The organism is Kitasatospora sp. NPDC034533, assembly GCF_055575155.1.
The window spans coordinates 142,500-164,707 of sequence record NZ_JBVITE010000015.1 but is presented as its reverse complement, the minus strand read 5'-3'; the positions used below and the strand labels follow the sequence as shown (position 1 = coordinate 164,707).

The following is a 22,208-nucleotide window of genomic DNA, read 5'->3' as shown; positions in this document are numbered from 1 at the left end:
CGCTCCCTCAAGCCCGAAAGATCATCGCGTCCAACGGCCACGGTCCTCGCAACTCCCACAGATCGCGGGTGTTGCGAGGACCGTTAGAACCCAAGATCATCGGTGGGGCCCTCCCGCGCGCTGCCGACGATCAGCCGGCGTCGACCTGGTCGACCTTGTAGGGCCGGGGGCTCTGCGCCTCGGACTTGATGATCGAGGTGCGGTTCTTGAAGAACCGGTCGGCGTCCAGGTCGTGCTCCTCCAGGAACTCCAGCGTGGCCGCGTGGATCGCGCTGAGCACCGGGACGGAGGCGTTCTGGGCGTTGTCGATCATGGAGCGGTTGTCCCAGGGCTTGTTGGCCCAGGCGTGCCGCAGCCCGAAGGGCTCGGGCAGGCCGAGCCCGCCGCCGAGCCAGCCGAGCAGGCCGGGCATCCGGTAGAAGGGGGCGCGGACGGCCTGGCGGACGACTTCGTCGTTGTCGATCAGGGGGAGCTTGACGGTGCGCTCCTCCCAGAACTTCACGGTCTTGGCGACCGACTTCTCCTTGTCCTTGGGCTTGTCGAAGAAGACGCCCTTGACCGGGCCGAGCGCGTAGCCGGCCACGGTGATGTTCAGGACGTTGGCGAGCAGGGTGACCGTGACGGTGAAGGTCAGGATCAGCTTGCCGTCGTGGGTGATGAACTGGGTGGCGAGGTAGTGCCGGGGACCGCCGGTGAAGGTCTGCTTGTCGGCGATGGTCTGCACCGCGAAGTCGCGCATCCGGTCGCCGTCCATGTCGGCGTTGGCCGGGCGGCTGATCTCGTCGGCGCCCTCGCCGATGTCGAAGACCACCCACTGCTTGATGGCGACGTTGGGCATGCCGCTGTTGGCGACGTGGCTGATGCCCAGGCCCTTGAGGTGGGAGGAGATCCGGCGGATCAGGTCCCAGGGGTGGAAGGCGCGGAAGTCGGCGTGGCCCTCGGCGGGGTGGAGGGTGTCGGCCAGGCGCCATTCGCCCCAGCGGCGGCCGGCCCCGAGGATGCCCTTGGGCCCGGCGTAGTGGTGGATGTTGGTCTCCTGCTCGGCGTCCAGCCGGCCGAGCTTGTCGCGCAGGTCGACGGCCTTCTTGTCGAGGTCGTCCCGGGGGACGGCCTTGGCGACGGAGGCCGCCACGGCGCTGCCCTCGACCAGGGCCTGCCACCGGGAGCGCAGGTCCACGGCGGTGCGCTCGACGACCCGGCGGGCCAGGTACCAGCCGATGGCCGGGGCGAGCATGGTGACGCGCAGGTAGATGCCGAGGATGCCGGTGGCCGGCGGGCGCACCGCGAGCAGGACGGCGAGGGCGGCGGCCGCGACGAGCACGATGCCGCCGTAGACGGCCGCGTTCTTCGGGTTGTCCCGCTTGAGCCAGGCGCGGAGCTGGAAGGCGGCGAGCCAGATCAGGGTGCCGGGGAGGAAGAGCAGGCCGGTGACCACGGTGATGGTGCTGAGCTGCCGGTCGCGGGTGTTGCGCAGTTCCTCGGCGGCCAGGCAGTGTTCGACGACCTGGCGGGTGTCGACCCCGAAGGCCGGGACGAGGGGTTTGCGGCCGCCGCCCAGGGCGCGGGAGATCAGTGCCTTGCTGAAGGCCTCGCCCAGGTTGGGGCGGAAGAGCGCGAAGCGGCCCTTCTTCGCCGTGGCGTCGGTGACGGCGTCGACGAAGCCCTGGACCTCGCCGTCGCGGTAGGCGGTCGAGGAGAGTCCCTGGGTGATGGCGGTCTGCGGGCCGGCGTCGGTCCGGGGTATCTGCGCACCCGGGGTCATGTCGAGTGTGGTCACGGTGGCGTCCCCTCCTCCCCTTGTCAGCGGCAGGTTACCGTGCCGCGGCACCCCCGCGGGGATGATCGTCTGAAGTGCCGTCACCGGAGGCCCGAGGGGCATGGTGCCCAGGTCGGGGGGAGCCGATGCCCGCCGAGGTGCCCCTGGTGCGGGTGGGGCAGGATGGACGGTGGGAGCGAGGAAAGGGGAGCGGCCGTGAAGGATCCGGTGCTGGTCTTCGACGGGGACTGCGCGTTCTGTTCGTCCTGCGTGCGCTGGGCGGAGCGGTACCTGCGGCAGACGCTGGCCTCGGGGGGCTGGGAGGCGGTGCCGTTCCAGTGCGCCGACCTGGTGGGGCTGGACGGGCGCGCGGGCGGCCGGGGGGAGGTGTCGGCCGAGCGGGCGGAGCGCGAGGTGCTCTGGGTGACGCCGACCGGGGGGGTGTACGGGGGCGCGCAGGCGGTCGCGCGGCTGCTGATGCGCTCCGGCGGGGCGTGGGCGTACCTGGGCGCCGTGTTGACGGCGGCGCCGGTGCGTCCGCTCGCGGGGCTGGTCTACCGCTGGGTGTCACGCAACCGGCACCGGATGCCGGGGGGTACGGCGGCGTGCGCGCTGCCCGACCGCGGGGGCGCGGCCGGGGCGCGGTAGCGCGTCAGTCCGTGTAGCGCTCGGCGAGGGCGGCGGGCATGGGTTCGTGGCGCAGGTAGGCGCGGGAGAACTCGGCGGTGCCGTGGGTGAGCGAGCGCAGGTCGATCGGGTAGCGGACGAGTTCGAGTTCGGGGACCTCGGCGCGCAGCAGGGTGAGGCCGGTGCCGCCGGTCTCGGTGCCGAGGACGCGGCCGCGGCGGGCCGAGAGGTCGCCGAGGACGGCGCCGAGGTAGTCGTCGGGCAGGAGCACGCTGACGGCGGCGACGGGTTCGAGCAGGCGGATGACGGCGTGCTCGGCGGCGTCGCGCAGGGCGAGGGCGGCGGCGTTCTGGAAGGACGCGTCGGAGGAGTCGACGGAGTGCGCCTTGCCGTCGGTGAGGGTCACCCGGACGTCGACGAGGGGGTACCCGGTGGTGACGCCCTTGGCGAGCTGGGCGCGGACGCCCTTCTCGACCGAGGGGATGAAGTGCTTGGGGACGGCGCCGCCGACGACGTGCTCCTGGAACTCGAAGCCGGAGCCCGCCGGGAGGGGCTCGACCTCCAGGTCGCAGATGGCGTACTGGCCGTGGCCGCCGGACTGCTTGACCAGGCGGCCGTGCCCGGCGGCGGCGGTGCCGAAGGTCTCGCGCAGGGCGACCTTGGGTTCGACGGTGTCCACGTGGACGCCGTGGCGGGTGCGCAGGCGGTCGAGGACGACCTCGGCGTGGGCCTCGCCGGTGCACCAGAGGACGAGCTGGTGGGTGTCGGGGTTCTGCTCCAGGCGCAGTGCCGGGTCCTCGGCGCCGAGGCGGGCGAGGGCCTGGGAGAGCTTGTCGTCGTCGGCCTTGCTGTGGGCTTCGACGGCGATCGGGAGCAGCGGTTCGGGGAGGGTCCAGCCGTCGAGGGTGACGGGGTGGCCGGGGTCGTGGACGGTGTCGCCGGCGCGGGCGGTGGTGAGTTTCGCGGCGCAGACGAGGTCGCCGGCGACGGCGTGCGGCACGGGGCGCTGGAGTTTGCCGAAGGGGCTGGTGAGGGTGGTGACGCGCTCGTCGCCGTCCTGCTCGGCGGTGTGGACGGGTCCGGCCAGGTGGATCTTGGTGTCCGGGCGCAGGGTGCCGGCGTACACCCGCAGCAGGCTGATCCGGCCGACGTAGGCGTCGCCGGTGACGCGGATCACCTGGGCGGCGAGCGGGGCGTCGGGGTCGCACGCGGGGGCGGGCCGGGTGCGTTCGGTGGGGTCGGGGAAGGTGTGGGCGATGAGGTCGAGGAGTTCGGCGGCGCCGAGGCCGTTGTCGCTGGTGGGGACGGCGGGGTGGAGGGCGCAGGTGAGGACCTCGCGGCGCAGGCCGGCTTCGAGGGAGTCGGTGTCGAGGGGGTCGCCGGAGAGGTAGCGCTCCATGAGGGTGTCGTCCTGGCCGGAGATGGCCTCGACGAGGCTGTCGTGGGCGGGGGCGGTGTCGGGCAGCGGGGCGGCGTCGCCGTAGGTGTCGCCGGTGAGGAGGTCGACGCTGCCGTCGGGCCGGCCGTCGTGGAGGACGGGCAGGAACAGCGGGCGGAGGGTGTCCGGGCCCAGGTCGAAGGCGTCGTGGCAGGTGGTGAGGATGTCCTCGAAGCCGGTGCGGGCGAGGTCGAGCTTGGCGACCGCGATGGCGCGGGGGATGCCTTCGGCGGCGCACTCGCGCCACAGGGCGCGGGTGGGGGCGGCGACCGGGTCGGTGGCGGAGACGACGAAGACGGCGGCGTCGGCGGCGTGCAGGGCGGCCCGCAGGTCGGCGGCGAAGTCCGGGTGGCCGGGCGGGTCGATCAGGTTGATCTTGACGCCCTTCCATTCGAGCGGGAGGAGCGCGAGCTGGACGGAGCGCTGCTGCTGGTGCTCGATGTCCTCGTGGTCGGAGACGGTGGTGCCGTCGGTGACGCGGCCGGCCCGTCCGATGGCGCCGGCGGCGAGGGCGAGCGATTCGGCGAGGGTGGTCTTGCCCACACCGCTGGAGCCGATGAGGACGACGTTGCGCAGGTCCTTGGGGCCGGTGACGGCGGGTGCCTGGCCGGCTCGTACCGTGCTGCGGTCGGGCATCGGGGTCTCCTCCCGTGGCGCCGAGGCTGTCCTTCGCAGTCTAGGGGCGGAAGTCGCACGGGTGCTCGGTGACCGTGCGTGTGCGCGCGGGGGCGGGGTAGCGGCGGTGCGTGCGCCGGAGCGTGTCCCCGGCGTGGCTACGATGGGTGCGCCGGACGGGCTGATCCGCCCGGCCGTCTGCCGCGCGTGTTGCGCCAGGCGGGTATCTGGGAGATTCGGAGCGGCTGGGAAGGCCATGCTCAACAAATACGCGCGTGCCTTCTTCACACGTGTCCTGACCCCGTTCGCCGCGTTCCTGATCCGTCTGGGTGTGAGCCCGGACGCCGTGACGCTGATCGGTACCGCCGGTTCGGTGGCCGGTGCGCTGGTGTTCTTCCCGCGTGGGGAGTTCTTCTGGGGCACCATCACGATCACCCTGTTCATCTTCTCGGACCTGGTGGACGGCAACATGGCCCGCCAGCTGGGCCGGAGCTCGAAGTGGGGGGCGTTCCTCGACTCCACCCTGGACCGGGTCGCCGATGCGGCGATCTTCGGCGGCCTGGCGATGTGGTACGCGGGCAAGGGTGACGACAACCTGCTGTGCGCGGTGGCGATCTTCTGCCTGGCGAGCGGGCTGGTGGTGTCGTACACGAAGGCGCGGGCGGAGAGCCAGGGCCTGCCGTGCGACGTGTCGGGGCTGGTGGAGCGGGCCGAGCGGCTGGTGGCCAGCCTGGTGGCGGCCGGTGTCGCGGGTCTGCACAAGTTCGGCGTGCCGTACGTGGAGTGGTTGCTGCCGGTGGCCCTGTGGCTGGTGGCGGCGGGCAGCCTGGTGACGGTGTTCCAGCGGATGCTGACCGTGCGCCGGGAGGCGTTCGAGGCCGACCGAGCGGCGGCCGGGAGCTGATGGGGGGCGTCCTGCGGTGACGGACCGACTGGTGTACTGGGCGTACGCGCTGGGGTGGGGGCTGCTGAAGCACCTGCCGGAGCGGGTGGCCCGGGGGCTGTTCGACGGGCTGGCGGACTACGCGTGGCGCAAGCGCGGCAAGCGGGTGCTCCAGTTGGAGGCGAACCTGCGCCGGGTCCGTCCCGAGCTGGACGAGGCCGGGCTGCGGAAGCTGTCCCGGGCCGGGATGCGCTCGTACATGCGGTACTGGATGGAGTCGTTCCGGCTGCCGGTGTGGAGCCGGGCGCGGGTGGCCCGGGACGTCCGGGTGGAGGGCTTCGAGCACGTCCTGGCGGCGTTGGAGGCCGGGCGAGGCGCGCTGGTGGCGCTGCCGCACATGGGCAACTGGGACCTCGCGGGGACCTGGGTGGCGCAGCGGGGCCATCCGTTCACCACGGTCGCGGAGCGGTTGAAGCCGGAGCGGCTGTTCGACCGGTTCGTGGAGTTCCGGGAGGGCCAGGGCATGGAGGTCCTGGCGCTGACCGGCAGTTCGGTGAACGTGATCGGCACGCTGGCGCGGCGGCTGCGCGAGGGCCGGCTGGTCTGCCTGGTGGGGGACCGGGACCTGTCGGAGGCCGGGATCGAGGTGTCGTTCTTCGGTGAGGCGACCCGGATGCCGGCGGGGCCGGCGGCGCTGTGCCAGCGGACCGGGGCGGCGCTGCTGCCGGTGACGCTCTGGTACGACGGTCCGCTGATGCGGGCGCGGATACACCCCGAGGTGCCGGTGCCCGAGGAGGGCGACCGCAAGGAGCGCACCCGGGCGATGACCCAGGCGATGGCGGACGTCTGGGAGGAGGGCATCCGGGAGCACCCGCAGGACTGGCACATGCTGCAGCGGTTCTGGCTGGCCGACCTGCCGGTCCGTGAGACGGTGAAGCCCCCGGCGGCGGAGCGCGCCCCGGAGCCCGCGGCCGAGGCCGCCAAGCCGTAGGGCCGGGTCCGCGGCCCGCCCGTACGACCGTCCGAAGGAGCTTGAGGTACCCGTGAAGATCGGCATCGTCTGCCCGTACGACTGGGACGTCCCCGGTGGGGTGCAGTTCCACATCCGGGACCTGGCCGAGCACCTGATCGGTCTGGGTCACGAGGTGTCGGTGCTGGCGCCGGCCGAGGAGGGCGAGGCGCTGCCGCCGTACGTGGTTCCGGCGGGGCGGGCGGTGGCGGTGCCGTACAACGGGTCGGTGGCGCGGCTGAGCTTCGGCATCCTGTCGGCGGCGCGGGTGCGGCGGTGGCTGCACGAGGGGCGCTTCGACATCCTGCACGTGCACGAGCCGGCGGCGCCGAGCCTGTCGATGCTGGCGGCCTGGTCGGCGACCGGGCCGATGGTGGGGACGTTCCACACCTCCAACCCGCGCTCCCGGATGATGATCGCGGCCTCGCCGATCCTCCAGCCGGGGCTGGAGAAGATCCGGGGCCGGATCGCGGTGTCGGAGTACGCCCGGCGGACGCTGGTGGAGCACCTGGGCGGGGACGCGGTGGTGATCCCCAACGGCGTGGACGTGGGGTTCTTCGCGGAGGCCGAGCCGGACGAGCGCTGGATCGGCGGTGCGGCGAAGGGGGAGCCGGGCACGATCGGTTTCATCGGCCGGATCAACGAGCCGCGCAAGGGCCTGCCGACGCTGCTGGCGGCGCTGCCGGCGATCCTGGCGGAGCGGCCGGGGGTGCGGCTGCTGGTGGCGGGCAAGGGCGACGAGGAGGAGGCCGTCGCGGGCCTGGCGCCGGAGGTGCGCCGGCAGGTGGAGTTCCTCGGCATGGTGAGCGACGCGGACAAGGCCCGGCTGCTGCGCAGCGTGGACCTGTACGTGGCGCCGAACACCGGTGGCGAGAGCTTCGGGATCATCCTGGTCGAGGCGATGTCCGCGGGCGCGCCGGTGCTGGCGAGCGACCTGGACGCGTTCAAGCAGGTGCTGGACGGCGGGGACGCGGGGGAGCTGTTCCCGGTGGAGGACGCGCAGGCGCTGGCCCGTACGGCGCTGCGGCTGCTGGGCGATCCGGCGCGGCTGGAGGAGCTGCGCGAGGCGGCCTCGCGGCACGTGCGGCGGTTCGACTGGTCGACGGTCGGCGCGGACATCCTGGCGGTGTACGAGACGGTGACGGCCGGTGCGGCGGCGGTGGTCGAGGAGGACGTGCGCAGCGGGCGGCGCGGCCGGTTCGGGCTGGCCCGAGACTAGGGCGCCGGCCGGCAGGGGTTAGGGTCGGGCCGGTCCGTACCACTGCGATCCACGGGGGCGATGATGCCGCAGATCTCCGTCGACTACTCCGCCGAGCTGGCGGGCACCTTCGACCGCCGGGGCCTCGGCCTGGCGATCAACCGGCTGGCCGAGGAGACGATCGACGCGAAGCCGGAGTCGTGCAAGACGGTGTTCCGGCAGAGCGAGGTGCTGGTGGTGGGCACCAGCGGGGTCGCCTCCGACACCCAGGTGTTCGTGGAGTTCCAGATCTTCCCGGGCCGGTCGCCGGAGGCGAAGGCGGCGCTGAGCGAGGGCGTGCTGGAGCTGCTGGCCCGGTACGTCCGGCCGAAGCCGGGGACCCGGCTGTTCACGGCGGTGAACATCTGCGACATCGACCGCGACGGCTACCGGAACGCGACCGCCTGAGGGCGTTCCGGTGACACCCGGTAACGTAGCGGTCCGTGACTACCTGGATCTGGGCCGGCGTGGCCGTGGTGCTGTTCGGCATGTACCTGAGTTGGACGGCCGGCCGGTTGGACCGGCTGCACGCCCGGATCGACGCCGCGCGGGCGGCGCTGGACGCGCAGCTGGTCCGCCGGGCCTCGGTGGCGCTGGAGCTGGCGACGTCCTCGTTGCTGGATCCGGCGGCCTCGCTGCTGCTGCTGGACGCGGCGCACGCGGCCCGGCAGGCGCGGGACGAGCAGCGCGAGGTGGCGGAGAGTCAGCTGAGCCTGGCCCTGCGGGCGGTGTTCGAGGAGCCGGAGCAGGTGGCGGCGCTGGTGGCGGAGCCGGGGGGCGAGGACGCGGTTCGTGATCTGACGGCCGCGGTGCGCCGGGTGCCGATGGCGCGCCGGTTCCACAACGACGCGGTGCGGGCGGCGCGGGCGGTGCGCGAGCACCGGCTGGTGCGCTACTTCCGGCTGGCGGGCAAGGCGCCGTTCCCGCTGGCCTTCGAGATGGACGACGCCCCGCCTCCCGCTCTCACGCCCGAAGGAGCACCTGCTTAAGGTGTCCCCCGGATACGGCCTGTTTGTCGTATCCCGTCGTCCGGGCTGGACTTGGTGGCGCATGGATGGGCCATCCGGTCTGCCTACCATAGGGCGATAGCACTGATTCATCTTCGAGTGAGGTCTCACGTGTCCACCACCCCCACCACCGCAGACCAGCCGCAGATCGGTACCGCCCGGGTCAAGCGCGGCATGGCCGAGCAGCTCAAGGGCGGTGTGATCATGGACGTGGTCAACGCCGAGCAGGCCAAGATCGCCGAGGACGCCGGCGCGGTGGCCGTCATGGCGCTGGAGCGGGTTCCGGCGGACATCCGCAAGGACGGCGGCGTGGCCCGCATGTCCGACCCGAACATGATCGAGGAGATCATCGAGGCCGTCTCCATCCCGGTGATGGCCAAGTCCCGCATCGGTCACTTCGTCGAGGCCCAGGTGCTCCAGTCGCTGGGTGTCGACTACATCGACGAGTCCGAGGTGCTGACCCCGGCCGACGAGGTCAACCACTCCGACAAGTGGGCCTTCACCACCCCCTTCGTCTGCGGCGCCACCAACCTGGGCGAGGCCCTGCGCCGCATCGCCGAGGGCGCGGCCATGATCCGCTCGAAGGGCGAGGCCGGCACCGGCAACGTCGTCGAGGCCGTCCGCCACCTGCGCCAGATCAAGAACGAGATCGGCCACCTGCGCGCGCTGGACAACAACGAGCTGTACGCCGCCGCCAAGGAGCTGCGCGCCCCGTACGAGCTGGTCAAGGAGGTCGCCGAGCTCGGCAAGCTGCCGGTCGTGCTGTTCTCCGCCGGTGGCGTGGCCACCCCGGCCGACGCCGCGCTGATGCGCCAGCTGGGCGCCGAGGGCGTCTTCGTCGGCTCCGGCATCTTCAAGTCGGGCGACCCGGCCAAGCGCGCCGCCGCCATCGTGAAGGCCACCACCTTCTTCGACGACCCCAAGGTCATCGCGGACGCCTCCCGCAACCTGGGCGAGGCCATGGTCGGCATCAACTGCGACACCCTGCCGGAGACCGAGCGCTACGCCAACCGCGGCTGGTAACCACCCGCAGTTCCCGGGCCGGCCCGCCGCAGCGCCTCGGTGCGCGGCGGGCCGCGCCACGTAGTTCCGTCGTAACGATCGATAGAGGTTGAAGACCGTGAGCACTCCTGTCATCGGCGTCCTCGCCCTGCAGGGCGACGTCCGAGAGCACCTGGTGGCGCTGGCCGAGGCCGACGCGCTCGCCCGTCCGGTGCGCCGCGCCGAGGAGCTGGCCGAGGTCGACGCGCTGGTGATCCCCGGCGGGGAGTCCACCACCATGTCCAAGCTGGCCCTGCTGTTCGGCGTGATGGAGCCGCTGCGCGAGCGGGTCGCCGCCGGGATGCCGGTCTACGGCACCTGCGCGGGCATGATCATGCTGGCCGACAAGATCCTGGACGGCCGCGAGGACCAGGAGACCGTCGGCGGCATCGACATGACGGTGCGCCGCAACGCCTTCGGCCGCCAGAACGAGTCCTTCGAGTCCGGCGTCGAGTTCGCGGGCCTGGACGACGCGCCGGTGCACGGCGTGTTCATCCGCGCCCCCTGGGTCGAGTCGGTCGGGGCGGGCGTCAAGGTGCTGGCCCAGCTGCCCGCCGCGGACGGCCCGGAGAGCCGGATCGTGGCGGTGCGCCAGGGCGATCTGCTCGCCACCTCGTTCCACCCGGAGCTGACCGGCGACCACCGGGTGCACGCGTACTTCGTGCGCATGGTCGAGGAGCACCTCGCCGGTAAGTAGGCCGCCACCGACCGTGTGCGCCTCACCGGTGGCGACACCGGTAAGATCTCATCTGTTCATTTCCCTTTGGCGACGTAAAGGAGCTGGCGATGTCCGGCCACTCTAAGTGGGCTACCACCAAGCACAAGAAGGCCGTGATCGACGCCAAGCGCGGCAAGCTCTTCGCCAAGATGATCAAGAACATCGAGGTGGCGGCGCGCACCGGCGGCCCCGACCCGGCGGGCAACCCGACCCTGTACGACGCCATCCAGAAGGCGAAGAAGAGCTCGGTCCCGATCGACAACATCAACCGCGCCGTCAAGCGCGGTGGCGGCCTGGAGGCCGGCGGCGCCGACTACCAGACCATCATGTACGAGGGCTACGGCCCCAACGGCGTCGCCGTCCTGATCGAGTGCCTCACCGACAACCGCAACCGCGCCGCCTCGGACGTCCGCGTCGCGATGACCCGCAACGGCGGCTCGATGGCCGACCCGGGCTCGGTGTCCTACCTGTTCACCCGCAAGGGTGTCGTCATCGTCCCCAAGGCCGACGGCGTGGACGAGGACAAGCTGTTCGAGGTCGTCCTGGACCAGGAGCCCGAGGAGATCAACGACCTCGGCGACTCGTTCGAGATCGTCTCCGAGGCCTCGAAGATGGTCGCCGTGCGCACCGCGCTGGTCGACGCCGGCGTCGACTACGACTCGGCCGAGGCCAACTTCCTGCCCAGCATGCAGGTCGAGCTGGACGTCGAGGGCGCCCGCAAGATCCTCAAGCTGATCGACGCGCTGGAGGACAGCGACGACGTGCAGAACGTCTTCGCCAACTTCGACATCCCCGACGAGGTCGGTGCGCAGCTCGACTCGGAGTAACGGCCCCGCGTGACCGTTCTCACTGCCCGGCCCGGTGGTCCCTGGACCACCGGGCCGGTGTCGTCGGTCGGGTTGTCGGACCCGGACGGTAGCCTTCGCAGGTCGCCTGCGAGCGGCGATCGACGAGAGGCGGGGCGAGTGGTACGGGTACTGGGCGTGGACCCGGGGCTGACCAGGTGCGGGGTCGGCGTGGTCGAGGGCACGCCGGGCCGGCCGCTGCGGATGGCCGGGGTCGGCGTGGTGCGCACCCCCGCCGACGCCGAGATCGGGCAGCGGCTGCTCCGGGTCGAGCAGGGCCTCGAAGCCTGGCTGGACGAGCACCGGCCCGACCTGGTCGCCGTCGAGCGGGTCTTCGCCCAGCACAACGTGCGCACCGTGATGGGCACCGCCCAGGCCAGCGCGGTCGCGATGCTCTGCGCCACCCGGCGCGGCATCCCCGTCACCCTGCACACCCCCAGCGAGGTCAAGGCCGCCGTCACCGGCTCCGGCCGGGCCGACAAGGCGCAGGTCACCGCCATGGTGCAGCGCCTGCTGCGGCTGGACGCGCCGCCCAAGCCGGCCGACGCCGCCGACGCGCTGGCGCTGGCCATCTGCCACATCTGGCGCGGCGGGGCGACGAACCGGCTGGAGGCCGCCGTCCGAGCCGCCCGCACCGCACCCCGCGCCACCCCGGTGGCACCCCCGAGAACCCGTACCACCCCCGTGAGAGGGAGCAGCGTTCGATGATCGCCTTCGTGCAGGGCCCCGTGGCGGCCATCTCCTCCGGGACGGCGGTGGTCGAGGTCGGCGGGGTCGGCATGGCCGTGCAGTGCACCCCGAACACCCTGGCCGGCCTGCGGCTGGGCGAGCCGGCCCGGCTGGCCACCTCGCTGGTGGTCCGGGAGGACTCGCTGACCCTGTTCGGCTTCGCGGACGACGACGAGCGCGCCGTGTTCGAGATCCTCCAGGCCGCGCCGGGCGTCGGCCCCAAGCTGGCGCAGGCGATCCTCGGCGTGCACAGCCCCGACGCGCTGCGCGCCGCCGTCGCGGGCGGCGACGAGAAGGCGCTGGTCGCCGTGCCGGGCATCGGCAAGGCGAAGGCGGCCAAGCTGCTGCTGGAGTACAAGGACAAGCTGGGCGCCCCGCACGGCGCCGTCCCCGCGCAGAAGCCGCTCGCCGCCGGACCGGCGCCGTGGAGCGAGCAGCTGCACTCCGCGCTGACGGGCCTCGGCTACGCGCCGCGCGAGGCGGACGAGGCGGTCGCCGCCGTCACCCCGGAGGCCGAGGCGCAGGCCACGCCGGACGTCGGCGCCCTGCTCCGGCTCGCCCTGCGCGGCCTCAACCGCGCCCGCTGACCACCTGCCGATCTGTCTTTTTGTCGACACCGGAGACTCTGGAGCCCGCGAGGATGTACGACTCGGAACCCGCCGACCGGCTGGTCACGGCCGCCGCCGACGGTGAGGACCAGGCGGTGGAGGCGGCGCTGCGCCCCAAGCTGCTGGACGAGTTCATCGGCCAGGAGCGGGTGCGCGAGCAGCTGTCCCTGGTGCTCCAGGCCGCCCGCAAGCGCGGCAGCGCGCCCGACCACGTGCTGTTGAGCGGACCGCCCGGGCTCGGCAAGACCACCCTGTCCATGATCATCGCCGCCGAGCTGGGCGCCCCGATCCGGATCACCTCCGGCCCGGCCATCCAGCACGCCGGGGACCTCGCGGCGATCCTCTCCTCGCTCACCGAGGGCGAGGTGCTCTTCCTCGACGAGATCCACCGGATGTCCCGGCCGGCCGAGGAGATGCTCTACATGGCCATGGAGGACTACCGGGTCGACGTGATCGTCGGCAAGGGTCCGGGTGCGACCGCCATCCCGCTGGAGCTGCCGCCCTTCACCCTGGTCGGCGCCACCACCCGGGCCGGCCTGCTGCCGCCCCCGCTGCGCGACCGCTTCGGCTTCACCGGGCACATGGAGTTCTACGCCCCGGCCGAGCTCCAGCGGGTGGTGCACCGCTCGGCCGCGCTGCTGGACGTGGAGATAGACCCGGCCGGCGCGGCCGAGATCGCCGGGCGCTCGCGCGGCACCCCGCGCATCGCCAACCGGCTGCTGCGCCGGGTCCGCGACTACGCGCAGGTCCGCCACGACGGGCAGGTCACCGCCGGGATCGCCGCCCAGGCGCTGGACGTCTACGAGGTGGACGCCCGCGGGCTGGACCGGCTGGACCGCGCGGTGCTGAACGCGCTGCTGCGGCTGTTCGGCGGCGGTCCGGTCGGTTTGTCGACACTCGCGGTGGCCGTGGGGGAGGAGGCCGAGACCGTCGAGGAGGTCGCCGAGCCCTTCCTGGTCCGCGAGGGGCTGCTCGCCCGGACCCCGCGCGGCCGGATCGCCACCGCCGCCGCCTGGCAGCACCTCGGCCTGACTCCACCGGTCCAGACCACTCGCGGCGGCGCTCCGGCCCGGCCGGAGCCGTCACCCGCCGACGGAAGTTGACCGCCATCGGCTGAACGGGTGACTGGGCCCGGGCGGTTCCCGGCCGGGCTTCCCCTGGTGGCGCACGGAGGAGGCCGGAACGGCATCCGGCGAAACCGTGCAGGCGGAGGGTCGCCACTTTCGGCGGCAGGATGCGATGCTTGGCGTTGTCCGATCGATTCTGGGTCGCCTAGACTCCGCCGGACCGCCCCTCTCACCTGACGGGCCGACCAATACCACACAGGCCGCCGGCCGGCGGCCCGTAAAGGACCCTGGCTGCAGTGAACCTCATCATCCTTCTCCTCCCGATCATCGCGATCGTGCTCATGTTCCGGTCGCAGAAGAAGCGCCAGCAGCAGATGCAGCAGATGCAGACGGCGCTGGAGCCCGGGGCGGGGGTGCGCACCATCGGCGGCCTGTACGCCCAGGTGAAGGCGGTCAACGAGGAGACCGTCGAGCTGGAGATCGCGCCCGGCGTGGTCACCCACTTCACCAAGAGCGCCATCGCGGCGGTCCTGGACTTCCAGGAGTACGACGCGATCATCAACGGCCGCCCCGCCGATGAGGAGCTCGCCGAGCCGGAGGCCGAGGACGTCGAGACCGACGCCGAGCCGGCCGGTGACAAGCCGCTGACGCTCACCAAGGACAGCGCCGAGAAGGGCGATGCCGAGGGCGGGGCTCCCGCGAGCAAGTAGTACGGACGGGCAACCCGCCCGGCCGCGCGGCGCAGTGTGCCGCGAGCCCACAGGACCTCAGGGCCGCAGAACCGCCGTACCCCCGTCCAGTCAACGCACCGGCCGGGGGTACGGCCGGGAAAGTGGCATGGACAGGGAGAAACGAGCAAGGTGGCAACACCCAAGTCGCGCCCGCGCGACGGCTACCCAGGGCGGGCACTGGCCCTCATCCTGGTCGTCACCGTCGGACTGGTCGCCCTCATGTTCGGGACGGGCACCACCAAGCCCCGGCTCGGTATCGACCTCGCCGGTGGCACCAGCATCACGCTGACCGCGAAGTCGACCGATCCCAAGGCGCTCAACAAGTCCAACATGGACATCGCCGTCTCGATCATCGAGCGCCGGGTCAACGGTATGGGTGTCTCCGAGGCGGAGGTCCAGACCCAGGGCTCGGACACGATCATCGTGAACATCCCCAAGGGCGGCGACCGGCAGAACGCGGCGGACCAGGTGGGTACCACCGCCAAGCTGTTCTTCCGCCCCGTCCTGGCCGTGGCCCCCAGCGGCATCAGCGCCCCGGCGCCCACCGGCACCCCCTCCGCGGGCGCCACCGGCACCCCGGGTGCGACGCCGTCCGCCGGCGCCACCCCGTCGGCCACCGGCGCGGCCCCGTCCGCGACCGCGAGCGCCACCAAGCAGGGCCGCGCCGCGAGCGAGGCGCTGGCCGCCGAGGGCGCCAGCCCGACCCCCGCCGCCACCGGCGCCGCCAGCGGCGCTCCCGCCGCCACCGGCAGCGCGGCCCCGGCCGCCACCGGCGCCCCGACCGCCCCGGCCACCCAGCCGAGCGACGCCGACATCAGCGCCGCGATGACCCAGGGCACCGTGCCCCCGGAGCTGGCGGCCGCCTTCGCCGCCCTGGACTGCTCCAAGCCCGAGGTCCGCGCCGCCCAGACCGGCCCCGAGGACAAGGCCGTCGTCGCCTGCTCCCAGAAGGCCGAGAACGGCTACTACGAGAAGCTGGCCCTCGGCCCGGTGGCCGTGAAGGGCTCGGACGTCTCCAAGGCCCAGGCCACCATCGACACCCAGACCGGTGCCGGCTGGCAGGTCCAGCTCCAGTTCAACGGCACCGGCGCCGACGCCTTCGCCAAGGTCACCGGCCAGCTGGCCACCCAGACCCCGCCGACCAACCAGTTCGCCATCGAGCTGGACAACCAGGTCGTCTCCCACCCGCAGGTCAACGGACCGATCCCGGGCGGCAGCGCGGTCATCACCGGCCGCTTCTCGCAGGCCGAGGCGCAGGACCTCGCCAACGTGCTGAGCTACGGCGCCCTGCCGCTGGAGTTCACCAAGAGCGACATCACCACCGTCTCCCCGGCGCTCGGCAGCGACCAGCTCAAGGCCGGCCTGATCGCCGGCGCGATCGGCATGGTCCTGGTGGTCGCCTACTCGCTGATCTACTACCGCGGCCTCGGCCTGGTCTCGATCGCCGGTCTGCTCGTCTCGGCGGCCCTGACCTACTCGATCATGAGCCTGCTCGGCAACGCGATCGGCTTCGCGCTGAACCTGCCGGCGGTCTGCGGCGCGATCGTCGCGATCGGCATCACCGCCGACTCCTTCATCGTGTACTTCGAGCGCATCCGCGACGAGGTCCGCGAGGGCGCCCCGCTGCGCCCGGCGGTCCAGCGGGCCTGGCCGCGCGCCCGGCGCACCATCCTGGTCTCGGACTTCGTGTCCTTCCTCTGTGCGGCCGTGCTCTACGTGGTCTCGGTCGGCAAGGTCCAGGGCTTCGCGTTCACCCTGGGTCTGACCACGGCGCTCGACGTCGTGGTGATCTTCCTCTTCACCAAGCCGCTGATCACGCTGCTGGCCCGCCGCAAGTTCTTCCTGAACGGCCACCCGTGGTCCGGCCTGGACCCGAAGCGGCTGGGCGCCCGCCCGCCGCTGCGCAGCAGCCGTCGCCGTAGCCCCTCCTCTGCCGCCGTGAAGGAGGCCTGACACCGTGTCACGCTTCTCCAACCTGGGCCACCGGCTCTACCAGGGCGAAGTCAGCTTCGACTTCGTCGGTCGCCGCAAGCTCTGGTACTCCATCTCCGGCGTGATCGTGCTCGTCGCGGCGATCGGCCTGGCCATGGGCCTGCACCTGGGCATCGAGTTCAAGGGCGGCTCGGTCTACACCGTGTCCAAGCCGGGCCTGACGGTCTCGCAGGCACAGGAGACCGCGGACGGGATCGTCTCCTCCCACCCGCTGGTGCAGTCGACCGACAACGGCAAGATCCGCATCCAGGTCAGCACCGAGGAGGCGAAGAGCTCGGACGAGATCCGTTCCGAGCTCTCGCAGAAGCTCAGCGTGCCGCTGGACACCGTCGAGGCCCAGGTGATCGGCCCCAGCTGGGGCAAGCAGATCTCCCAGAAGGCACTCACCGGTCTGATCGTCTTCATGGTCCTGGTGACGGTCTACCTGGCGATCGCCTTCGAGTGGCGGATGGCGGTCTCCGCCCTGGTCGCCCTCATCCACGACCTCCTGATCACCATCGGCGTGTACGCCCTGGTGGGCTTCGAGGTCACCCCGGGTACGGTGATCGGCTTCCTGACCATCCTCGGGTACTCGCTCTACGACACGGTCGTCGTCTTCGACACCGTGAAGGAGAACACCAAGGGGATCACCAAGCAGAACAAGCGCACCTACAGCGAGGCCGCCAACGCGGGCCTCAACCAGACCCTGGTGCGCTCGCTCAACACCACCGTGGTGGCGCTGCTGCCGGTGGCCGCGCTGCTGTTCATCGGCGGCGGCATCCTGGGCGCCGGCACCCTGAACGACATCTCGCTCGCGCTGTTCATCGGCCTCGCGGCCGGTGCGTACTCCTCGATCTGCGTCGCCACCCCGCTGCTGGCGCAGCTCAAGGAGGAGGAGCCGGAGATGAAGGCCCTGCGCAAGCGGGTCCTCCAGCACCGGGCCGCGGCCGCCGCCAAGGCCGAGACCGAGGGCGGCGCCCCCGGCGACGAGGAGCCGGCGGACGAGGAGCAGCCCGCGGGTATGGTCGGACAGCGCGGCCGCTCGGCCGGCGCCGCCCGCGCCAAGGGCCGTCCGTCCACCAAGCGCTGACCCCGACCAGGAACCCGAGGAACGAACACCGTGACCACCGCCGACACCGCACTGGCCGACCTGCTGAACAGCCGCATCCGGGACGTCCCGGACTACCCGAAGCCGGGTGTGCTGTTCAAGGACATCGCGCCGCTGCTCGCCGACGCCGAGGCCTTCGGCGCCCTCACCCGGGCGCTGGCGGAGCGGGCCCACGCGCTCGGTGCGACCAAGGTGGTCGGCCTGGAGGCGCGCGGCTTCGTGCTGGCGGCCCCGGCGGCCGTCGCGGCCGGGCTCGGCTTCGTGCCGATCCGCAAGCAGGGCAAGCTGCCCGGCGAGGTCTTCCGGCGCAGCTACGAGCTGGAGTACGGCTCGGCGACGCTGGAGGTGCAGTGCGACGCCTTCGCGCCCGGTGAGCGGGTGCTGGTGGTGGACGACGTGCTGGCCACCGGCGGCACCATCGGCGCCTCGCTGGACCTGGTGAAGGAGGCCGGCGCCCAGCTGGTGGGCGTCGTGGTGCTGATGGAGCTGGGCTTCCTGGACGGCCGCGAGCGGCTGGCCGGGCACCTCGGCGGCGCTCCGCTGGAGACGCTGGTCACGGTCTGACGGATCGGTCGGAGGGCGGCGGTCGGAGCATCCGACCGCCGCCCTTCCGTTTCCTGGCCCGGCCGGATGAACACCGGGGCGCCCGGCTCGGTACCATGAAGATTCATCCCCCTCCCGGTTGTGTCCGACCGTTCGGGCCTCGGCAGGGGTCGGCCCCGGTGCCCCGAGGAGTTGTCCTTGCCCGACGAGGTTGTGCCCACGGCCGCAGCGCCCGCCCCCGAAAACCGTCCCACGCCCTCGGGGGCCACCCCGGCACGCCCGGCGCCGACCTCCTCGCGTTCGCTCGGCCCCTCCGGCCGCGGCTCCACCGGCGGCATGCGGGCCCGGCTGGCCCGCCTCGGCGGCCAGCGCTCCAGCGTGCTCAACCCTGTCCTGGAGCCGCTGTTCCGCTCGATCCGGGCCAACGACCCCAAGGCCGATCCGGCCCTGCTGCGCGACATAGAGCGTGCCTACGCGGTGGCCGAGAAGTGGCACCGGGGGCAGAAGCGCAAGAGCGGCGACCCGTACATCACCCACCCGCTGGCCGTGGCGACGATCCTCGCCGAGCTCGGCATGGACGCCCCGACGCTGATGGCCGGGCTGCTGCACGACACCGTCGAGGACACCGACTACGGCCTGGAGACCCTGCGCAAGGACTTCGGCGACTCGGTGGCCCTGCTGGTGGACGGCGTCACCAAGCTGGACCGGGTCAAGTTCGGCGAGGCCGCGCAGGCCGAGACCGTCCGCAAGATGGTCGTCGCGATGGCCAAGGACCCGCGGGTCCTGGTGATCAAGCTGGCCGACCGCCTGCACAACATGCGCACGATGCGCTACCTCAAGCGGGAGAAGCAGGAGAAGAAGGCCCGCGAGACGCTGGAGATCTACGCCCCGCTGGCGCACCGGCTGGGCATGAACACCATCAAGTGGGAGCTGGAGGACCTCGCCTTCGCGATCCTCTACCCCAAGATGTACGACGAGATCGTCCGGCTGGTCGCCGAGCGCGCCCCCAAGCGGGACGAGTACCTGGCGACCGTCATCGACCAGGTCCAGGCGGACCTGCGCGGCGCCCGGATCACCGCCTCCGTCACCGGCCGGCCGAAGCACTACTACTCGGTCTACCAGAAGATGATCGTCCGGGGCCGGGACTTCGCCGAGATCTACGACCTGGTGGGCATCCGGGTCCTGGTCGACACCGTCCGCGACTGCTACGCGGCGCTGGGCACCATCCACGCGCGGTGGAACCCGGTGCCGGGGCGGTTCAAGGACTACATCGCGATGCCCAAGTTCAACATGTACCAGTCGCTGCACACGACGGTGATCGGTCCCGGCGGCAAGCCCGTCGAACTCCAGATCCGCACCTTCGACATGCACCGGCGGGCCGAGTACGGCATCGCCGCGCACTGGAAGTACAAGCAGCGCGCGGTGGCCGGGGCCTCCAAGGTCCGCACCGACACCCCGACCCAGGTCCGCAAGGACGACAAGGCCGGCGCCGTCAACGAGATGGCCTGGCTGCGGCAGCTGCTGGACTGGCAGAAGGAGACCGCCGACCCGGGCGAGTTCCTGGAGTCGCTGCGCTTCGACCTGGCCAGCAACGAGGTCTTCGTCTTCACGCCCAAGGGCGACGTGATAGCCCTGCCGGCCGGGGCCACCCCGGTCGACTTCGCCTTCGCGGTGCACACCGAGGTCGGCTACCGCACGATAGGCGCCCGGGTCAACGGGCGGCTGGTGCCGCTGGAGTCGACCCTGGAGAACGGCGACACCGTCGAGGTGTTCACCTCCAAGGCGGAGAACGCCGGCCCGTCCCGGGACTGGCTGGGCTTCGTCAAGTCGCCGCGGGCCCGCAACAAGATCCGTGCCTGGTTCTCCAAGGAGCGCCGCGAGGAGGCGATCGAGCACGGCAAGGAGGCGATCGTCCGGGCGATGCGCAAGCAGGGCCTGCCGATCCAGCGGATCCTGACCGGCGACTCGCTGGTCACCCTGGCCCACGAGATGCGCTACCCCGACATCTCCTCGCTCTACGCCGCGATCGGCGAGGGCCACGTCGCCGCGCCGAACATCGTGCAGAAGCTGGTCCAGGCGCTCGGCGGCGAGGACGGCGCGACCGAGGACCTGGCGGAGACCGCGACCCCGACCCACGACAACCGGCGCGCGGTGCGCCGCCGGGCCAAGGGCGACCCGGGCGTGATCGTCAAGGGCGTCGAGGACGTCTGGGTCAAGCTCTCCCGCTGCTGCACCCCGGTGCCGGGCGACCCGATCGTCGGCTTCGTGACCCGCGGCAACGGCGTCTCGGTGCACCGCGCCGACTGCGTCAACGTGGAGGCGCTGAGCCAGCAGCCGGAGCGCATGATCGACGTCGAGTGGGCGGCCACCCAGTCCTCGGTCTTCCTGGTGGCCATCCAGGTCGAGGCGCTGGACCGCTCCCGGCTGCTCTCGGACGTCACCAGGGTGCTCTCCGACCAGCACGTCAACATCCTGTCGGCGGCGGTGCAGACCTCCCGCGACCGGGTCGCGATGAGCCGCTTCACCTTCGAGATGGGCGACCCGAAGCACCTGGGCCACGTGCTCAAGGCGGTGCGCGGCGTCGAGGGCGTGTACGACGTCTACCGCGTCACCTCCGCCCGCAACAAGTAGGCGGAGGCCCCGTCCGAAGGCGGCAGTGACGAAGGCCCCCGGGATCTCCCGGGGGCCTTCGTCGTCCAGCGCGTCAGGCGATCAGCCGCTGAACTCCTCCTGGCTCTTGTGCGCCTGCTCCAGCAGGGTGCGCACGCCCTCCAGCTCGGACTCCAGCTTGGCGGCCTTGGCGGCGTTGCCGGCCGCGCGGGCCTTGTCCAGGTCGGCCTGGATCTTGTCGGCCTTCGCCTGGAACAGGCCGACCATGCCGGCCGCGCGGGCCTTGGCCTCCGGGTTGGAGCGCTTCCACTCGGCGTCCTCGGCCTCGCGGACGGCCCGCTCGACCGCGTTCAGCCGGCCGTCCAGCTTCGGACGGACCTCGCGCGGCACGTGCCCGATCGCCTCCCAGCGCTCGTTGATCTCGCGCAGCGCGGCCTTGGCGGCCTTGAGGTCGGTGATCGGCAGGATCGCCTCGGCCTCGGCGGCCAGCGCCTCCTTGAGCTTCTGGTTCTCCACCTGCTCGGCGTCCCGCTCACTGAACACCGCGGAGCGGGCCTGGAAGAAGACGTCCTGGGCGCCGCGGAACCGCGCCCACAGCTCGTCCTCGACGTCCCGCTGGGCCCGGCCGGCGGCCTTCCAGCGGGCCATCAGGTCGCGGTACGCGGCGGCGGTGCTGCCCCACTCCGTGGACGAGGACAGCGCCTCGGCCTCGACGACCAGCGCCTCCTTGGTCTGCCGGGCCTTCTCGCGCTCGGCGTCCAGGGTGGCGAAGTGCGCCTTGCGGTGCTTGGAGAAGACCGAGCGGGCGTGCGAGAAGCGGTGCCACAGCTCGTCGTCGCTCTTGCGGTCCAGCCGCGGCAGGCCCTTCCAGGTGTCCACCAGCGCGCGCAGCCGGTCCCCGGCCTCCCGCCACTGGGTGGACTCGGCGAGCTGCTCGGCCTCGGAGACCAGGGCCTCCTTGGCCGCGCGGGCGTCGTCCTGGGCCTTGGCGCGGGCGGCCTTGCGCTCCTCGCGCCGGCTCTCGATCTCACCGGCGAGCGTGTCCAGCCGCTTGGCCAGCGCCTCCAGGTCACCGACCGCGTGCCCCTCGACGACCTGGGCGCGCAGGTGCTCCAGCGCGGCCTGGGCGTCCTTGGCGGCCAGGTCGGTGGTGCGCACCCGCTTCTCCAGCAGGCCGATCTCCACCTCGATGCCCTGGTACTTGCGCTCGAAGTAGGCGAGGGCCTCCTCGGGCGAGCCGGCCTGCCAGGAACCGACGACGCGTTCGCCGTCGGCCGTCCTGACGTAGACCGTGCCCTGCTCGTCCACACGGCCCCACGGGTCGCTGCTCATAGCGCGTCCTCCACATGACGTCGCGCCCGCGCCGGGGCGGCGCGCGTCCGTCGTCCACAGTTGATGTGCGACGGACCGAAAGAGTCCGCCGTCCCCGTCCGCCGTGCCTTGCTGCCGAGGGTGACGGCCAGGCGGGTGCGGGCACCCTATACGACGCCAACATAGGCGACCAGGACCGGTGCTGTCCGCATCCGGGCCGGGCGATTTCGGGCCGGGGGGGGGGGGGGGGGGGGGGGGGGGGGGGGGGGGGGGGGGGGGGAGGGGGGGGGGGGGGGGGGGGAGGGAGGGGGGGGGGGGGGGGAAGGGGGGGCACGCGGGGGGGCTGAGGGGGTG

20 protein-coding genes are annotated in these 22,208 nt (G+C 72.3%); 17 read left to right on the top strand and 3 right to left on the bottom strand.

The features are described 5' to 3' along the window. Positions 1-130: 130 nt before the first annotated feature. On the bottom strand, positions 131-1,777 hold the full coding sequence (locus tag ACZ55U_RS14245; protein WP_465526005.1) for a hypothetical protein: 1,647 nt from the start codon (positions 1,775-1,777) through the stop codon (positions 131-133). A gap of 195 nt (positions 1,778-1,972) precedes the next feature. Here ACZ55U_RS14245 and ACZ55U_RS14240 point away from each other — a divergent pair, with 195 nt between their 5' ends. Beyond that, positions 1,973-2,404 (top strand): thiol-disulfide oxidoreductase DCC family protein, encoded by a 432-nt coding sequence (locus ACZ55U_RS14240; protein ID WP_465526003.1) that lies wholly within the window; start codon positions 1,973-1,975, stop codon positions 2,402-2,404. A gap of 4 nt (positions 2,405-2,408) precedes the next feature. Here ACZ55U_RS14240 and ACZ55U_RS14235 read toward each other — a convergent pair whose 3' ends face one another. After that, positions 2,409-4,457 carry an elongation factor G-like protein EF-G2 gene (locus ACZ55U_RS14235; protein ID WP_465526001.1) on the bottom strand — a complete coding sequence of 683 codons (2,049 nt, stop codon included), beginning with the start codon at positions 4,455-4,457 and terminating at the stop codon, positions 2,409-2,411. Positions 4,458-4,692: 235 nt separating this feature from the next. On the opposite strand from ACZ55U_RS14235, the gene pgsA reads away from it, so the two are divergent. The 16 genes from pgsA to ACZ55U_RS14155 all read left to right on the top strand — a co-directional run bounded on the left by pgsA (position 4,693) and on the right by ACZ55U_RS14155 (position 20,564). Next, on the top strand, positions 4,693-5,340 hold the full coding sequence (pgsA, locus tag ACZ55U_RS14230; protein WP_465525999.1) for a phosphatidylinositol phosphate synthase: 648 nt from the start codon (positions 4,693-4,695) through the stop codon (positions 5,338-5,340). A gap of 16 nt (positions 5,341-5,356) precedes the next feature. Beyond that, positions 5,357-6,310, top strand: a complete 954-nt coding sequence (locus ACZ55U_RS14225; protein ID WP_465525997.1) for a phosphatidylinositol mannoside acyltransferase — start codon at positions 5,357-5,359, stop codon at positions 6,308-6,310. Positions 6,311-6,362: 52 nt separating this feature from the next. Next, positions 6,363-7,547, top strand: a complete 1,185-nt coding sequence (locus ACZ55U_RS14220; protein WP_465525995.1) for a glycosyltransferase family 4 protein — start codon at positions 6,363-6,365, stop codon at positions 7,545-7,547. 60 nt (positions 7,548-7,607) lie between these two features. Continuing rightward, the gene (locus ACZ55U_RS14215; RefSeq protein WP_465525993.1) at positions 7,608-7,973 is read left to right on the top strand and encodes a 5-carboxymethyl-2-hydroxymuconate Delta-isomerase; all 366 of its coding nucleotides are present in this window, start codon (positions 7,608-7,610) and stop codon (positions 7,971-7,973) included. Between the two features lie 35 nt (positions 7,974-8,008). Continuing rightward, positions 8,009-8,554 (top strand): hypothetical protein, encoded by a 546-nt coding sequence (locus tag ACZ55U_RS14210; RefSeq protein ID WP_465525991.1) that lies wholly within the window; start codon positions 8,009-8,011, stop codon positions 8,552-8,554. Between the two features lie 117 nt (positions 8,555-8,671). Continuing rightward, complete coding sequence (gene pdxS / locus ACZ55U_RS14205; RefSeq protein ID WP_449789499.1) at positions 8,672-9,595, top strand: pyridoxal 5'-phosphate synthase lyase subunit PdxS; 924 nt, start codon at positions 8,672-8,674, stop codon at positions 9,593-9,595. Between the two features lie 97 nt (positions 9,596-9,692). Beyond that, positions 9,693-10,310 (top strand): pyridoxal 5'-phosphate synthase glutaminase subunit PdxT, encoded by a 618-nt coding sequence (gene pdxT, locus ACZ55U_RS14200; protein ID WP_465525989.1) that lies wholly within the window; start codon positions 9,693-9,695, stop codon positions 10,308-10,310. A gap of 89 nt (positions 10,311-10,399) precedes the next feature. Further along, on the top strand, positions 10,400-11,158 hold the full coding sequence (locus ACZ55U_RS14195) for a YebC/PmpR family DNA-binding transcriptional regulator (RefSeq protein WP_465525987.1): 759 nt from the start codon (positions 10,400-10,402) through the stop codon (positions 11,156-11,158). 138 nt (positions 11,159-11,296) lie between these two features. Further along, on the top strand, positions 11,297-11,884 hold the full coding sequence (gene ruvC / locus ACZ55U_RS14190) for a crossover junction endodeoxyribonuclease RuvC (protein ID WP_465525985.1): 588 nt from the start codon (positions 11,297-11,299) through the stop codon (positions 11,882-11,884). After that, positions 11,881-12,492 (top strand): Holliday junction branch migration protein RuvA, encoded by a 612-nt coding sequence (gene ruvA / locus ACZ55U_RS14185; RefSeq protein ID WP_465525983.1) that lies wholly within the window; start codon positions 11,881-11,883, stop codon positions 12,490-12,492. Before ruvC ends, ruvA begins: the two co-directional genes overlap by 4 nt. Before the next feature lie 53 nt (positions 12,493-12,545). After that, complete coding sequence (gene ruvB, locus ACZ55U_RS14180) at positions 12,546-13,616, top strand: Holliday junction branch migration DNA helicase RuvB (protein WP_465525981.1); 1,071 nt, start codon at positions 12,546-12,548, stop codon at positions 13,614-13,616. Between the two features lie 260 nt (positions 13,617-13,876). Further along, positions 13,877-14,290, top strand: a complete 414-nt coding sequence (gene yajC / locus ACZ55U_RS14175) for a preprotein translocase subunit YajC (protein ID WP_465525979.1) — start codon at positions 13,877-13,879, stop codon at positions 14,288-14,290. A gap of 150 nt (positions 14,291-14,440) precedes the next feature. Then, a complete protein-coding gene (secD, locus tag ACZ55U_RS14170; RefSeq protein WP_465525977.1) occupies positions 14,441-16,264 on the top strand; it encodes a protein translocase subunit SecD in 1,824 nt (607 codons plus the stop codon). Between the two features lie 4 nt (positions 16,265-16,268). Then, positions 16,269-17,372: a protein translocase subunit SecF gene (gene secF / locus ACZ55U_RS14165; RefSeq protein ID WP_465525975.1), complete on the top strand. Its 1,104-nt coding sequence runs from the start codon at positions 16,269-16,271 to the stop codon at positions 17,370-17,372. A 30-nt stretch (positions 17,373-17,402) separates the two neighbouring features. Beyond that, on the top strand, positions 17,403-17,954 hold the full coding sequence (locus tag ACZ55U_RS14160) for an adenine phosphoribosyltransferase (protein ID WP_465525973.1): 552 nt from the start codon (positions 17,403-17,405) through the stop codon (positions 17,952-17,954). Between the two features lie 192 nt (positions 17,955-18,146). Then, on the top strand, positions 18,147-20,564 hold the full coding sequence (locus ACZ55U_RS14155) for a RelA/SpoT family protein (protein WP_465526018.1): 2,418 nt from the start codon (positions 18,147-18,149) through the stop codon (positions 20,562-20,564). A gap of 81 nt (positions 20,565-20,645) precedes the next feature. Here ACZ55U_RS14155 and ACZ55U_RS14150 read toward each other — a convergent pair whose 3' ends face one another. Continuing rightward, entirely contained in the window at positions 20,646-21,875 is a 1,230-nt protein-coding gene (locus ACZ55U_RS14150) for a DUF349 domain-containing protein (protein ID WP_465525971.1), read from the bottom strand. Positions 21,876-22,208: the final 333 nt, after the last annotated feature.

What these genes read in the sequence shown, in the direction of transcription:
- ACZ55U_RS14235 (WP_465526001.1), bottom strand. Translation starts at nt 4,457, where the DNA reads ATGCCCGACCGCAGCACGGTACGAGCCGGCCAGGCACCCGCCGTCACC.
- pgsA (WP_465525999.1), top strand. Translation starts at nt 4,693, where the DNA reads ATGCTCAACAAATACGCGCGTGCCTTCTTCACACGTGTCCTGACCCCG.
- ACZ55U_RS14215 (WP_465525993.1), top strand. Translation starts at nt 7,608, where the DNA reads ATGATGCCGCAGATCTCCGTCGACTACTCCGCCGAGCTGGCGGGCACC.
- ACZ55U_RS14195 (WP_465525987.1), top strand. Translation starts at nt 10,400, where the DNA reads ATGTCCGGCCACTCTAAGTGGGCTACCACCAAGCACAAGAAGGCCGTG.
- ruvA (WP_465525983.1), top strand. Translation starts at nt 11,881, where the DNA reads ATGATCGCCTTCGTGCAGGGCCCCGTGGCGGCCATCTCCTCCGGGACG.
- ruvB (WP_465525981.1), top strand. Translation starts at nt 12,546, where the DNA reads ATGTACGACTCGGAACCCGCCGACCGGCTGGTCACGGCCGCCGCCGAC.
- ACZ55U_RS14150 (WP_465525971.1), bottom strand. Translation starts at nt 21,875, where the DNA reads ATGAGCAGCGACCCGTGGGGCCGTGTGGACGAGCAGGGCACGGTCTAC.